The sequence below is a fragment of the Paenibacillus sp. 1_12 genome (genome assembly GCF_900114475.1).
In the GTDB taxonomy this organism is placed as follows: domain Bacteria; phylum Bacillota; class Bacilli; order Paenibacillales; family NBRC-103111; genus Paenibacillus_S.
On sequence record NZ_FOTE01000002.1, the window covers coordinates 679,346 to 693,379 of the forward strand.

A 14,034-nucleotide genomic window follows, 5' to 3' on the forward strand; every position below is an offset into this window, starting at 1 on the left:
TATCTCCACTAGCCGTTATGAGCTTTGCAGCAAATCATTAAATTGATGAATCAACCTGATCGTTTTCATCGTATCTTCCATATGGACAACTGGCTCATTCCGTTCGGCTGCGGCTCGAATAAACTCTTTTAATTCCAGATCATAGCCTAAATAAGTAAAGCTTGTATGCAGGCCGTGATTGACATTCCAAATTAATGTATTGCCTTCACCTCTTAAAGATGCATGTTCATAACCACCATTCATTTGTCCGGGCCGGTTGTACTCGATATTTTTCAAATTATCGACAATCACATTACGTTCGCTGCCGATTAACTCCACCCGCTCCACAGGAATGGTCATATCCTGAACAGAAGCCGATTGAATATTTCCAATCGTTCCGAGCTCAGTAACGAACGTAATGTTGTAGCCAAATCGCCTGTTATCCAGCTCAAAATGCTCCGCATGTGTGATCCGCATATCTCCCAAGAAAAATCGGGCAAGATCCAGATGGTTGACAATATGATTGAATATAAACGAAGCTTGCGAGCCATAGGGAGATGCATGATATTTGGCTTGATACATATGCACCCCGCCAAATTCGGGAAGCTTAACAATATCCTTGGCCATTAGATAGGTAGTGGCAAAACGCCGATTAAACCCGACCATCGCATAACATTGTGTCTGTTTTTGAAGCTCCGCCAATTCTTCTGCTTGCGCCACGGTGCTACAAGGTGTTTTTTCAATGAATACATACGTTCCAGAAAGCATCGCCAGCTTGGCAACCTCATAATGCGTTTGCGCATCAACGGAACAGATGACAGCGTCCAGCTGTTGTTCTTGCAGCATAATCCGATAATCGGTATAGCTCCTTGGAATGAAAAACTTCTTTTCGACTAAGGAAATCCGCTCCGGGTTAAGATCACATACGGCGACAATTTCCACTGGCAGCACCAACAAACGCAATATCAAATTGCCAACCATATGACCACCAAGACCGACAAGCCCGATTTTAACTGTTTTTTGCGCCATTTCTTCCTCCTGTTATTTAATTCCAGACGTAGCAATTCCCTCAACCAAATATTTTTGAAAGAAGACGAAGATGGTGAACAAGGGAATCAAAGACAACATCGACATCGCAAACAGCTGACCGTATTCCGACTTGCCCTCTCCTGAAGAAATAAACAAACTAAGTCCTAAGGTGGCCGTAAACTCCTTAACTTCACTGATATAGATCAACGGGCCAAAAAAATCATTCCACGTATAAATGAATGTAAATATGGTCGTGGTTACCAAAGCCGGAAGCGATAAAGGTAAAATCAATCTCCAATAAATTTGAAATTTACCACAGCCGTCTACCGTAGCGGCATGATCGAGCTCCTTGGGCAAGCCCCTCATGAATTGGACCATCAAAAAAATATAGAAGGGGTCCAGTGCAAAAAAACGCGGAACAAGCAGCGGATAATACGTATTTATCCAGCCAAGCTCTTTAAACAAAATATATTGTGGAATAATTTGCACATGATGCGGCAGCATGATGGTTAACAGCATAATAGCGAACCAGAATTTGCGCAGCGGAAACTCCATCCTTGCAAAAGGGTAAGCGGCAAGTGAGCAGCTTATTAAATTACCTAAGATGGAAACCACTGCGATAAACAAGGAGTTCGTAAAAAATGTACCGAAGGAGGTTCCAGAGAACCCGATCCAGCCTTTTATATAATTGATGATAGTTACTTGCTTGGGCCATAAGCTCAGGTCTTGGAAAATAAGATCCTGGGGCTTAAACGAACTGCTTAGCATCCATAAAAACGGATACAGCATCCCAAATGAGCAAATGATGATAATTGTGTGATATAAGTAACGATTGAGTCCCCTTGAAGAGCTAATGGTCTGTCCCTCCTATTCCATGTAATGTACCCATCGTCTGGATGACCAGAAGGTAACCGCTGAAAAAAGCGCGATGAGCAGCAATAAAATCCATGCCATGGCTGACGCCGTACCCATCTGGTAATTTTGAAAACCTTGTTGGTACAAATAAAGCGTATAAAACAAGGTAGAATTGACAGGCCCGCCGTTGCCTCCGCTAATAATATACGCTGGTGTGAACGCTTGGAAGGAACCGATCAATTGCATAATCAGATTAAACAGAATAACGGGAGTAAGCAGCGGCAGTGTCACTTGAAAAAAGCTTTGTCTCCTGCCCGCTCCATCGATTTCTGCGGCCTCATACAATTCTTTAGGTATTTGCTTCAAGCCTGCCAAAAAAATAACCATAGGCGAGCCAAACTGCCATACCTTAAGAATGATTATGGTAATTAACGCTGTGCTCGGATTTGCAATCCAACTTGTACCGGCTACTCCGAACCATTCCAGCCCTTGATTGATTAAGCCGTCGCTGCCAAAGATTTGCCTCCACAGCAGCGCAACGGATACACTGCCGCCAATAAGAGATGGAATGTAGTAGATACCTCTATATACATTGACAGCTTTGCTTACGCTATAATTCAAAACAATCGCTAGTGTCAAAGCGAATATAAGCTCCATCGGCACACCAAATAATACATAGGTCAAGGTTACCTGAAGGGACTGAAAAAAACGTTTATCCGTAAATATATTATGGAAATTTTCCATCCCGCTCCATACTGGCGGATTGAGCATATCATAGGACGTAAAGGACAGATACAAGGATGCGGCAATGGGAAATAAGCTGAACACAAAAAGCCCGATTAACCATGGCGTTAAAAACAAATAAGCGGCTCCATAATCTTTTAGCTTCATTTCATTCCCCTTCATTCATTATTTCTTTAATATTTTCTGCGCTTCCACAAAGAAATCATCGACCGCTTGACTGACTGACTTTTGCTTAAAACCAATCGCTTCATTCGCGGTGCTGATTAACTTATTAACGGCATTGCTGCCAGTAGGATAAGCAACAGTAGGTAGCGCATTTTTGCTGACCGCTATTTGAAATTCATTTACTTTCTTTAAGGATGGATCTATAAATGGCTCAATGTCCTTCATAATTTTCGTTGAGCCTACAGGACCGTACAGCTCGCCAAACACTTTAGCCGCCTCCAGGTCGTTCACGAACAGATTAATAATTTCAGCCGTTTCCTTCGCAACCTTGGATTTGACGTAGATCGAAGAGTAAACACCCGCCAGCAAATCAAATTCGGTACCACCCTTGGTCGTCGGTACTCTCACAATACCCAACTCATCCTTCATGACATCCTGAAACAATTTCATGCGGTTGGAGGAACTCATCGTTGCAGCCACTTTTCCTGATGCCAGTATGCCCTCTACCTCGTTTTTGCCTGCATATTCAGCCGACACATCCGCAGGCGGTATCCCACCCTTCTGGCGCATCGTATCCCAGATGGTAAACCAATCGATCATATCGGCTTTCTCAAAGCCAAGGCTGCCATCCTCTTTATACAAATCTTTGCCTCTTTGCTTAAAGAAGGCCTGCATGAGGTTGCTTGTGCCTCCCATATCCTCGCTGCCCCAGACCGTTTTACCAAGAGCATCATGGATGGCAATCATCGATCTGGAATAGTCCTCCCAGGTCCAATCAAAGCTTGGCTCGCTAACACCCGCTTTCTTAAACATAGCCTTATTGTAATAGCTGGCTTTAATCGAATTGCCCTGAGAGACTGAATACAGCTTGCCGTTGACTTTTCCACTATCCACTATAGTAGGGTTAAAGCTTTTGATATCAATGACCCCTTGATCAACAAAAGGCTGAAGATCCAGCAGCTGATTGCGTTTGGCAAAATCATTAATATTGTCCAGCGTAAATACCATCAGATCCGGCGCATTGCCACCAGCCACTTGGGTGTTCAATTTGTTCCAATATTCAGCAGAAGAGGCGAATTCCCGAATAATTTTGATATGCGGAAGCTTCTTTTGAATGATGTCAAACGTGTCGTTATATACTTTCGTGCGGTTAGCATCTCCATACCAACTGACGCGTACTTCCTTAACAGCGGCTGGTGTTTCCTTCGTGTCCTTTTTTTCGTTTGCAGTCGGAGCCGGAGCTGTTTCTGCCTTCGGCAAGCTGCTGCCAGAGCATCCTGCAGACATCAAGGTCAAGCAAATAGCCAAAGAAGTGATCCATAGCTTTTTCATTCAACATGTCCCCTTTGATTCCGTTATTACTTCTTCAATATTTTTTGAGCTTCAGTAAAGAAGTCATCCACCGATTGAGCGACCGTTTTTTGTTTGAAAGCAACGGCGTCATTTTCAGTGCTAAGGAGCTTATTCACAGCGTTGCTTCCAGTCGGATAGGGAACGGTAGGCAGCACGTTTTTACTGACGGTTACTTGGAAATCATTAACCTTTTTCATGAGAGGATCAATACTCGGTTCAAGCTCTTTCATCACTTTACTGGAGCCAACAGGGCCATATAGAAGACCAAACGCCTTGGCAGCTTCCGAGTCATTTGCAAATGCGTCAATAATTCGGGCCGTTTCCTTCGGAAACTTCGACTTGGTGTAAATCCCCATATACACACCTGCCAGAAGATCAAATTGGGTTCCGCCTTTGACATTGGGGACGCGTACCATCCCGAGTTCATCCTTCATTACATTTTGAAACAATTTCAGGCGGTTGGAAGCACTCATCGATACAGCTACCTTACCAGCGGCCAATATGCTTTCCACTTCGTTTTTACCTTTATATTCCGCCGAAATATCCGCTGGTGGAATTCCACCTTGTTGTCTCATATTGTCCCAAAGTGTAAACCATTCAATCATATCTGATTTTTCAAAGCCCAGGCTGCCGTCTTCTTTATACAGATCCTTGTTTTTCTGTTTCAGAAAAGTCTGAAATACATTGTTGACCCCTGCCAAATCCTCGCTTCCCCAAACATTTTTGCCAAGAGAAGTATGGATCGCTATCATGGCTTTGGAGAAGTCGTCCCAGGTCCAATTCAGATCCGGTTCGCTGACTCCCGCCTTTTTAAACAAGTCTTTGTTATAGTAGCTTCCGAGTATGGAATTCCCTTGTGAAACCGTATACAGTTTACCGTCTACTTTACCACTGTTCACGATGGCGGGATTAAAATCATTCAAGTGAATAATTCCTTGGTCTGCAAACGGCTGAAGGTCCAACAGTTGGCCTCTTTTGGCAAAATCATAAAGTGTATCCAAGGTGAAAATCATCAAATCCGGGGCATTGCCGCCGGCCACCTGCGTGTTCAGCTTGGTCCAATATTCGCCCGAAGCAGCGAACTCCCTTACGAGCTTTAGATCCGGTAATTTCTTTTGGATAATATCAAAGGTGTCATTATAAATCTTCGTGCGATTCGCGTCTCCATACCAGCTTACCCGCACTTCTGTTACCTTCCCGCTGTCTTTTGACGTTGTGGTCGTTCCGGTTGCTCCAGGTAATCCAGTACTTGCTTCATTTGCTTTCGGCGCTGTGCCGCTGCCCGTACAGCCTACCGAAACAAGGCCCAAGCATACCGTCATCATCACGGTAAAAATCTTTTTCATATTAACACCCTTTCGCTTCATAATAATTGTGAAATACTCTATCCCTATTCCGTATCCAATTAGTCTATCTGACTGATCTTATAGTCTGCTTTTTCCAACCATTGAGGATTGATCGTGACTCCCCAGCCAGGGCCATCAGGAATGGCTACTTTACCATCCTTTACTTCAAGAACAGGATCAAATAAATTAACCGCCCACGGATCATGCTCAATGGTATATTCCATAAACGGACCGGCATTATCGATTGCGCCCAGCATATGCAGTGTGAATACGAGCGTCATCGTTAAATTTGCATTGTGAGGTGTGCACAGTAAACCGGCTTTGTCTGCCATCTTGGCTACTCTCAATGCTCTGGATAGTCCCCCCACATAAGAAATATTCGGTTGAACGATATCAACAGCGCGCATCTGAACCATCCGGTTCCAGTGGGATATGCAGGTGTCCTGTTCCCCTCCTGATACTCGTATATCCAGGGCCTGCGCCACTTCCGCTGTCCATTCCAGCTCTGGAAAAGGACACGGCTCCTCAAAATGCCAGAAATTAAGCTGCTCCAGCATACGTCCCACCTCAATGGCTCTCTTAGGTGTAAAGGCGCTATTTGCATCGGCGTGCAGTACGGTCTTGTCCCCAACAGCACGACGTACCGTCGAAATCAGTTCTTCCGTACGACCTGGCCATTGATCGACATCATTGCCAAAAACCTTTCCCACTCTCATTTTAAAAGCACGAAAACCATGTTTATCTTGTAGACGGATCATTCTTTCCGCCTCATCCTTGGGGGTAATGTCTCTGCGCATGCTTGAGCCGTAGGCATCAATGGTCTTGCGGGTTCCGCCTAAAAGCTGACATACGCTTTTCCCTTCCACTTTTCCTTTAAGATCCCATAACGCCGTATCCAGCCCTCCGATCGCTCGAGTTGTAAATGCACCTGGGAATTTGTATTCCTTTAAAAAACAACGCTCGACCAGTCCTTCAATATCAAGGGGATCGCTTCCGAGCGCGATAGGGGCAATCTGCTGATGCAGGGCAAGCGTAGAAATATTCGCGTTCCAGGCCGAAATCTGCCCGTATCCTTCCTGTCCTTCATCTGTACGAAGCCTTACAAAGCTGACCTCTTTCGTTGAAAATGTTTCAATACTTTTAATTTTCATGGTCTCATTCCCTTCGTATGTACCGGATTTACATTTTTACTATACAACATAAAAAACAGGCTGAAACTATGCTTATGTATCCTAAACTAGCACAAAATCGGATAAGATCGACTCCACCTGTTGCATGTAAGTTGATCCCCTCTTACAATGAAAGTGAGTTGAAAGATCCGAACGAATGATCCATTATCAACAAGAAGGAAGGATTCCAAATGAAATTTTTTCAAATCCGTTTGAAGCCTTTACTTTTCATGCTTCTAATTCTTTTATGCAGTTTTTTTATACTAAGCGTGAGTTTATTGAATTATCAAATCATCTCTAAGATTATTACTCGTGAACTTGGGGGCGCTAAGCTGGAGCTTCTGTATAACTACCAATCGCGGATTATGAATCTGGTTGAGAACATGGAAAGTACGGCATTAAATATTTCCATCCATGAAAAGCTCAGAGAAGCTCTGGAAAATGATTATTCCAATACGTATCAATATTTCACCATGCGCACAGATTTGGAGGATTGGTTAAATGGGATCATTTACTCCAACTCCAAAATCAGCAGTATCCATGTGTACAGTGACAAATTCATACCACGCCCCAAGGTTGGCAGCCACCTTCAAACGCTGGAGAGCATTCCTTGGAAAAAGGAATTAAAACGGCTAGACTCCTTCAACTCCATCTGGATCGAATCCCACACGGAATCCGATAAAAGCAATTCGCCCAACAAAAAGCAAGTATTGACCTATGTTACGCACATCTATAATCGCAGTGGAGAATCCATCGGTTATGTAGAACTGAATATGAATGTAGAATTACTGCAAAATGTGATACGTTCAGATACAAATAAGGATATGGGAGATCAGATGTTCCTTTTGTTGGACACCGAGGGAAGATTAATGACCGAGCTGAATCCTTTGCAAAATGAATACAAGCTGGATCAAGGGGATTGGACGCGAATCGTAGAGCTGTCACATCAATTAGATCGAGGTATTTTCCAAATCAATCTCGGCAAGAGGCAATCCCTTTATATCAATTTCCCGAATAAATATTCAAATTGGGGGATCGTAGAGATTATACCGTTTGATAATATGTACCAAATTCTGTTTGAGTTCCGCCATTACGTGATGCTTGTCGGCATCTCCGGCTTGCTCCTTATTTTTATCGTTGCTACCTTCTTGTCAGGACGTTTGATCTCTCCTATTGGAAATATATTGATGGGGTTTAAAAATATCGAAGCCGAAATTTATTCATCACCGAAAAAACAGCATTTTATATTTGAATTCAATCAGCTTCATATTAGCTTTAACAGGATGGCCGAGAAACTGAAGGAAAATATCAACAACCTTCATCATGAACACGCTTTAAAACGCGAGGCGGAGCTTCGTGCTTTGCAAAATCAAATTAATCCGCACTTTTTATACAATACGTTGGATATTATCAATTGCATGGCGGCTGAAAAAGGAATTGACGAAATCAGTCTTGTAGCCAATCGACTGGCCAGCCTGTTCCGAATCGGTCTGAACAAAGGGTACACCTTTGTAACGCTGCGGGAAGAATTGGAGCATTGTCTGGCTTATGTGGATATCCAACTCATTCGGTTTCCAGAGAAGTTTTCTTATGCGGAATCGGTGGATGCTGATCTGAAACGATGCTTAATACCCAAGGTTATTTTGCAGCCTTTTATCGAAAACTCTATTAAACACGGATTCATAGGATGGGCTGGTGAACGAGATTCCCAAATTCGCATTTATACACAAATAACAAGTCTTACTCATTATCAAATTATTATTGAAGACAATGGGCGCGGATTACACCTCCAATCAGACAGCGAAGAATGGAAACCCGGGATGTTGTCCAGCGGATATGGCGCTAAAAATGTCGATGAGCGAATTCGTTTGCATTTTGGTTCTGCCTTTGGTGTCGAGATGCGTAATCTTGCTTCCCAAGGAACTCAAGTGATCATCAACCTCCCGATTGTTTATTCTACCGACGAAAGGAACATTGTCCATGAAAGCTCTGCTAGTTGACGACGAAAGATTCAGCATTAATGCCCTTAAAAAAACGATTCCATGGGCTGATCTGGGAATTGATTCTTTGATCACAGCTGAGGATGGGCTGGATGGCTGGCAGCAATATCAATCTCATCATCCCGACCTGGTGCTAACTGATGTCAGCATGCCCAATCTGAACGGTCTGGAGCTGGTCAAAAAAATAAGGGAGGTGAACTCCCAAATCCCGATCATCATTCTTAGCGGATACGATGAATTCGACTACGCCAAAGAGGCTGTTCAATTAAAAGTATCTCATTATTTTTTGAAGCCAATCGTCCACTCCGAGATCATCCCTGTCATTCGACAAGTGCTGGAGGAATTCGTATTGGCCAAAAATCACAATCAATACTTCCAAGCTACACAAAAACAGCTGCAAGACGCTCTGCCTGTTCTAAGAGAACAGTTTATATTCGATATTGTGAGTGGTAAGGTCAAGCAGGGTGATGAGCTTCGGCAGAAATTGGACTTTTTCAATATCAATGCGGATATTACTCATGGCGGTATTATCATGACTCTGGAGCTGCACCGTTTGAACAATGAAAAAACATTTTCCGAGCACGATTGGTATTTATACAAATACGCTGTATCCAATATTGCACAAGAAGTTATTGCACAATACGGAAATGGGGGATATGTCGTAAGGTATGTTGATGACCGGCTGCCTCTGCTGATTTTTGGAAAAGAGGCTGCAGAAGTACGCACCAGGGCTTCCACTATCGCCTCGACCATTATAAAAAATATTGCTTTCTACTTGGAAATTCCATCCAATATCGGTCTTGGCGCCTATTCCGTGGATTTTAACCATTATGTGCAATCGCATAAACAATCCAAGCATGCCTTATTGACAAGCACGATGGTCGGTTTTGAACAAATATCCCACTTCGAAGATGTTGAAATGCATCCTCTTGGTTTCGAATCTTTTAGCGTGGAAGAAATTGAGGGTATCGTTCAAGCTATTCTCAAAGGGAATAAGCATGATGTTCTGAATGCCTGGAAGCCGCTCGAAAACCGTCTTGCCCATTCTCTTGACCAGTCCATATCTTATCTGCAAATGATTTGTTCGGGATTCCTGATCGGCATTATTTTGAAAATTGTTGAAGAAACTGAACGCGCTGCCGAGCTGCAATCGTTCATTCATTTACAGGATATTTATAATGTGCAAACGAAAGAACTGCTCATCGTTTCGATAAAAGAAAGGCTGCTTTGCCTATACGACTATTTGGATTCGAATCAAAGCGAGCATAAGTATATCGAAATGATCAAGCAGTATGTGGAAATGAATTATCATAACGATTTAACAGTCCATGATATCTCCAAACATCTCCATCTGTCCCGCACCTATATAAGCAAGCTGTTTAAACGGGAAACCGGGGACAGCATTACCGGATATATTATTAAATTTCGGATTCGCTTAGCTAAAAAAATGATGGAGAAACAGCCGGATTTATTGATTTATGAAATTAGCTCCAAAGTCGGCTATACGGATCAAAATTACTTTTGCCGTGTGTTTAAAAGCGTCACCGGACTCAAACCTTCCGAATACATGATCAAGGACAAAAGAAAATCAAAATAGCCGCCTTGTGGGCGGCTCTCTGTATAGTTACAATAACTTCTTCAACGCAGTTGGCTATTCAAGAACCCCTATTATAGACATCAGGGTTTACCGTATGAATTAATTTCGCACCACTTAGTCCCAACCGTATATTTTGGGCAGTCATTTCCGCCATTTCCATTCGGGTTGCTATGGTTGCGCTTCCGATATGCGGCAGTACGACCACGTTATCAAGAGCGATTAATGGATGGTTCGCATGAATCGGTTCGACTTCAAACACATCCAAACCGGCTCCCCAAATTTGCCGTTCCTTCAAAGCAGAGCATAGCGCTGATTCGTCTATATTGCTTCCTCGGGATGTGTTAATTAAAATAGCAGTCGGCTTCATTAAGGAAAGCTCTCTTTCCCCGATCATTCTGCGTGTTTCAGGCGTGGCTGGCGCCAGCATTACGACAAAGTCAGAGGCTTGAAGCAAATCGTTAAGCGTGCAGTATTCGACGCCCAGCTCCTGTTCAACATCCTCTCTTCGTCTTCGGTTATGATATAAAACCTTCATGCCAAATCCGGACGCCCTTCTCGCTACACCTTTTCCAATCGCTCCCATACCGATAATCCCCATTGTAGAGTTATATACATTTTGCCCGGTTAAAAGCATCGGACCCCAGCCTCTCCAGCTGCCTTCCTTTATGTAGTCCATAGCTTCTACCACTTTTCGCGCAGTTGCAAGCAGGAGAGCAAAGGTCAAATCCGCTACCGCTTCCGAAAGCACATCAGGCGTATGGCCGACGCAGATCCCCCTTGCCGTGGCTTCGTCGATATCAATATTGTCATATCCAACTGCCATTGTGCTGATCACCTTCAGGTTAGGAGCTGCTTGAAGCAGTTGTTTATCTATTCGATCAGATACATTCGTAAATAAAGCGTCGGCATCCTTGACTTGTTCCAGCAGAAGCTCATAGGGAATCGGCTCATTGTCTTCCTGCCACATATAAACATTGTAATCATTTTCCAACATCTGTTTAATGCTCTCTGGTATACGCCTAGTTATAACAACCTTCATGAAATCCTCTCCCTAAACTAATAGTTCGTGTTCAAAAGGGGACTTTTTGAACAACCTCTAATAGGCTTTTTCAAGCAGCTCAATGAAACCGTTAAGGGTTGCTGTACGTGGATTGTTGCGAATTAATCGATCGATTTTCAGGGCCTTTTCGGCAATTTCTGGAAGCTGCTCCTTCGTGATTCCGATAGAGCTAAGCCGCGTGGGCAATCCGATTTGCTGCAGCATATCCATAATATGCGCGACGACAGCTTGGGTCGCATCCACTGAAGATTGGTGGCTGGAAGCAGGAATCAGCAGGGCTTGAGACAACCTTCTTATTTTATCTTCCATCGTACGGGCATTAAAGTCTATGACGTAGGGAAGCAGAAGTCCTGTGACCTCACCATGAGGCGACTTGGCTATCCCTCCGATCGGATAAGCCAATGCATGGGCAGCAGCTGTGCCCGCATTGGAAAAGGCTAATCCTGCCAATAAGCTGCCTAGCAGCATGTTGGAGCGAGCTTCCAGATTGGTCCCTTGCTGGACTGCGGTAATCAGGTTTTTGGAAATAAGCTCAATCGCCTGCAATGCTAAGGTGTCACTAATCGGAGCTGAGCCCTGGAATAAAATCTCACCCTCTGCCTGGATATATTTAAAATCCTTGGCAAGGTATGCTTCAATGGCATGTGCTAAAGCATCGATCCCCGAGCAAGCTGTCACATATGGCGGAAGCTGGAGTGTCAATTCAGGGTCCAGCAGGGCAACTGCCGGTCTCAAATAGTTGTTCGAGATGCCCACTTTAATATTATTATCGGTATCTGTTACTACAGCTACCGATGTAACTTCAGAACCCGTGCCAGCTGTAGTAGGAATGGCAATCAAGGGGGCAATTGGCGAAGGAATCGCATTCTCGCCAAAATAATCCTGTGGCCGCCCACCATGCGCCACTAACAAGGCAACAACCTTAGCCAGATCAATACTGCTGCCTCCACCAAGCCCGATAATCACATCCGCATTGATTTGCGACTTCGCATATTCGTAGCATTCCAGGACAACGGAAATCGGCGGCTCAGGAATCGTAGCGTCAAACACCTTTACATTAAAATTGCCTTTTTCCAAAATACTCAGCACCAGGCTTAACATGCCGGACTGTTCGATTCCTTTATCGGTAATGAGGAATATATGCTGAGCCTTCATGCTTGTCAGCAACTCGCCCAGCTTATGGATTGCCCCGTTTCCGAATATTATTTTCCCTGATGGGAAAAAGCTCCATGTATCTCTCATATCCTGATCATCCCTTTTCCGCTAGATGTCAAAAACAACAAGCTTTTCATTGGTCATTTCCTGAATAGCGTACCTTGGACCCTCTTTGCCATAACCGCTGTCCTTGACACCGCCGTAAGGCATAATATCCGCTCTAAAGGTGGACACATCGTTAATAATAACACCGCCGAATTCCAGTTCCCTTGCTGCCCTGAAGGCCAACTGAAGATCGGAAGTAAAAATGCCTGCCTGAAGCCCATAATTCGAATCATTCGCTGCAAGGAATGCCTCATTAATATCGCTATAGGAAGTAATGCAGATCACCGGTGCAAAAACCTCCTGACACATCACCTTCATGGAAGCTAAGGTATTGGTTAAAATGGTCGGGACAAGAACCGCGCCTGTACGTTGACCGCCATGCGCAATTGTCGCTCCCTGCTGTACGGCCTCTTGAATCCACTGTTCTGCCCGCTCCGCTTCCTTGACGGAAATCATCGGGCCAATATCGGTTGCTTCCAGCTCCGGGTCTCCTACCAGAAGACTCGATGCCACCTCTATGGACTTGTCGACAAAAGCGGCATAGACATCTTCATGCACATAAATTCTTTGTACGGAGATGCACGCCTGACCTGCATTCACGAACCCCCTTCTCACACATAGCTCAGCAGCTTTGGCCAAGTCAGGTGCGTCTTTATGAACGATATTCGGCGAGTTGCTTCCGAGCTCCAAAGTCACCTTACGGATACCAGACGATGCTTTAATCTGCTTCCCTACCTCCGTACTTCCGGTAAAGGTGTACATAGAAATACGTGCATCCTCCATCAAATACTGCCCGATTTCTCTTCCCGGACCATTCACCACATTTAAAAAACCAGGTGGAAGACCAGCCTCCAGCAAGATTTCTGCCATTTTTGCAGCGATTTGCGGCGTCACGCCTGCCGGTTTAAGAATCACGGTGTTACCTGCAGCAAGGGCCGGCGCAACTTTGTGAGCTACCAGATTAAAAGGAAAATTGAAAGGCGTAATTGCACACAGGACACCAACAGGAACACGCAAAGTAAAGGCCATTTTATTCTCGCTGCCCGGCTGTCCTTGAATGGGCACCTCATGCCCCTGCAGTCTTTTCGCCTCTTCAGCAGAAGCAATGAAGGTTTGGATCCCCCGCTCAATCTCCATAAGGGCGTCCTTCAGAACCTTGCCCCCTTCCCGAACAATCGTCAGGGCAAGCTCCTTTTTACGTTGCTTGAACAAATCGGCTGCTTTCATCAAAATCTCATACCTTTGATAAGGTGTCAATTTAGCTGTCTTAAAGGTTTCTGCAGCATTCCCTATGGCATCGCTTACATCTTCTCGGGATGATTTGGTCACCTTCGCAATCACATCACCTGTATACTTATTGAAAACATCAAAGGTTTCCGTACCGGTTACCCATTGTCCGTTAATCAAATTACCCAACACTTCATCTGTTTGCTTGGACATTCTTAAACCCCTCCAGAATGATAATAGTAAAGTCAGT

Annotated in this window: 11 protein-coding genes; 2 read left to right on the plus strand and 9 right to left on the minus strand. The window is 44.2% G+C overall.

Annotated features, from left to right (window positions below; translation table 11 throughout):
- Window positions 1–15 precede the first annotated feature (15 nt).
- The 6 genes from BM210_RS06955 to BM210_RS06980 all read right to left on the minus strand — a co-directional run bounded on the left by BM210_RS06955 (window position 16) and on the right by BM210_RS06980 (window position 6,622).
- Window positions 16–1,008 (minus strand): Gfo/Idh/MocA family protein, encoded by a 993-nt coding sequence (locus BM210_RS06955; protein WP_091165972.1) that lies wholly within the window; start codon window positions 1,006–1,008, stop codon window positions 16–18.
- A 12-nt stretch (window positions 1,009–1,020) separates the two neighbouring features.
- On the minus strand, window positions 1,021–1,776 hold the full coding sequence (locus BM210_RS06960) for a carbohydrate ABC transporter permease (protein WP_256223297.1): 756 nt from the start codon (window positions 1,774–1,776) through the stop codon (window positions 1,021–1,023).
- Window positions 1,777–1,875: 99 nt separating this feature from the next.
- The gene (locus BM210_RS06965; RefSeq protein ID WP_256223298.1) at window positions 1,876–2,754 is read right to left on the minus strand and encodes a carbohydrate ABC transporter permease; all 879 of its coding nucleotides are present in this window, start codon (window positions 2,752–2,754) and stop codon (window positions 1,876–1,878) included.
- 18 nt (window positions 2,755–2,772) lie between these two features.
- Window positions 2,773–4,104 carry an ABC transporter substrate-binding protein gene (locus tag BM210_RS06970; protein WP_091165975.1) on the minus strand — a complete coding sequence of 444 codons (1,332 nt, stop codon included), beginning with the start codon at window positions 4,102–4,104 and terminating at the stop codon, window positions 2,773–2,775.
- A gap of 26 nt (window positions 4,105–4,130) precedes the next feature.
- Window positions 4,131–5,471 (minus strand): ABC transporter substrate-binding protein, encoded by a 1,341-nt coding sequence (locus BM210_RS06975; RefSeq protein ID WP_177237675.1) that lies wholly within the window; start codon window positions 5,469–5,471, stop codon window positions 4,131–4,133.
- A gap of 59 nt (window positions 5,472–5,530) precedes the next feature.
- A complete protein-coding gene (locus tag BM210_RS06980; protein WP_091165977.1) occupies window positions 5,531–6,622 on the minus strand; it encodes a mandelate racemase/muconate lactonizing enzyme family protein in 1,092 nt (363 codons plus the stop codon).
- 209 nt (window positions 6,623–6,831) lie between these two features.
- Here BM210_RS06980 and BM210_RS06985 point away from each other — a divergent pair, with 209 nt between their 5' ends.
- Window positions 6,832–8,640 carry a sensor histidine kinase gene (locus BM210_RS06985; protein ID WP_091165978.1) on the plus strand — a complete coding sequence of 603 codons (1,809 nt, stop codon included), beginning with the start codon at window positions 6,832–6,834 and terminating at the stop codon, window positions 8,638–8,640.
- Window positions 8,621–10,237: a response regulator gene (locus BM210_RS06990; protein ID WP_091165979.1), complete on the plus strand. Its 1,617-nt coding sequence runs from the start codon at window positions 8,621–8,623 to the stop codon at window positions 10,235–10,237. The genes BM210_RS06985 and BM210_RS06990 overlap by 20 nt, the downstream gene beginning before the upstream one ends.
- A 58-nt stretch (window positions 10,238–10,295) precedes the next feature.
- Here the strand turns inward: BM210_RS06990 and BM210_RS06995 are convergent, their stop codons facing one another.
- From BM210_RS06995 to BM210_RS07005, 3 genes are read right to left on the minus strand one after another with little or no spacing between them, the layout of a single operon-like run.
- Window positions 10,296–11,276 (minus strand): 2-hydroxyacid dehydrogenase, encoded by a 981-nt coding sequence (locus tag BM210_RS06995; RefSeq protein ID WP_091165980.1) that lies wholly within the window; start codon window positions 11,274–11,276, stop codon window positions 10,296–10,298.
- Between the two features lie 57 nt (window positions 11,277–11,333).
- The gene (locus tag BM210_RS07000) at window positions 11,334–12,539 is read right to left on the minus strand and encodes a hydroxyacid-oxoacid transhydrogenase (protein ID WP_091165981.1); all 1,206 of its coding nucleotides are present in this window, start codon (window positions 12,537–12,539) and stop codon (window positions 11,334–11,336) included.
- A gap of 21 nt (window positions 12,540–12,560) precedes the next feature.
- Complete coding sequence (locus BM210_RS07005) at window positions 12,561–13,997, minus strand: aldehyde dehydrogenase family protein (RefSeq protein WP_091165982.1); 1,437 nt, start codon at window positions 13,995–13,997, stop codon at window positions 12,561–12,563.
- Window positions 13,998–14,034 lie beyond the last annotated feature (37 nt).

Coding starts and splice junctions, on each gene's coding strand:
- BM210_RS06965 (WP_256223298.1), bottom strand. CDS start 2,754: ATGAAGCTAAAAGATTATGGAGCCGCTTATTTGTTTTTAACGCCATGG.
- BM210_RS06970 (WP_091165975.1), bottom strand. CDS start 4,104: ATGAAAAAGCTATGGATCACTTCTTTGGCTATTTGCTTGACCTTGATG.
- BM210_RS07000 (WP_091165981.1), bottom strand. CDS start 12,539: ATGAGAGATACATGGAGCTTTTTCCCATCAGGGAAAATAATATTCGGA.
- BM210_RS06975 (WP_177237675.1), bottom strand. CDS start 5,471: ATGAAAAAGATTTTTACCGTGATGATGACGGTATGCTTGGGCCTTGTT.
- BM210_RS06955 (WP_091165972.1), bottom strand. CDS start 1,008: ATGGCGCAAAAAACAGTTAAAATCGGGCTTGTCGGTCTTGGTGGTCAT.
- BM210_RS06980 (WP_091165977.1), bottom strand. CDS start 6,622: ATGAAAATTAAAAGTATTGAAACATTTTCAACGAAAGAGGTCAGCTTT.
- BM210_RS06960 (WP_256223297.1), bottom strand. CDS start 1,776: ATGCTAAGCAGTTCGTTTAAGCCCCAGGATCTTATTTTCCAAGACCTG.
- BM210_RS06985 (WP_091165978.1), top strand. CDS start 6,832: ATGAAATTTTTTCAAATCCGTTTGAAGCCTTTACTTTTCATGCTTCTA.
- BM210_RS06995 (WP_091165980.1), bottom strand. CDS start 11,276: ATGAAGGTTGTTATAACTAGGCGTATACCAGAGAGCATTAAACAGATG.
- BM210_RS07005 (WP_091165982.1), bottom strand. CDS start 13,997: ATGTCCAAGCAAACAGATGAAGTGTTGGGTAATTTGATTAACGGACAA.
- BM210_RS06990 (WP_091165979.1), top strand. CDS start 8,621: ATGAAAGCTCTGCTAGTTGACGACGAAAGATTCAGCATTAATGCCCTT.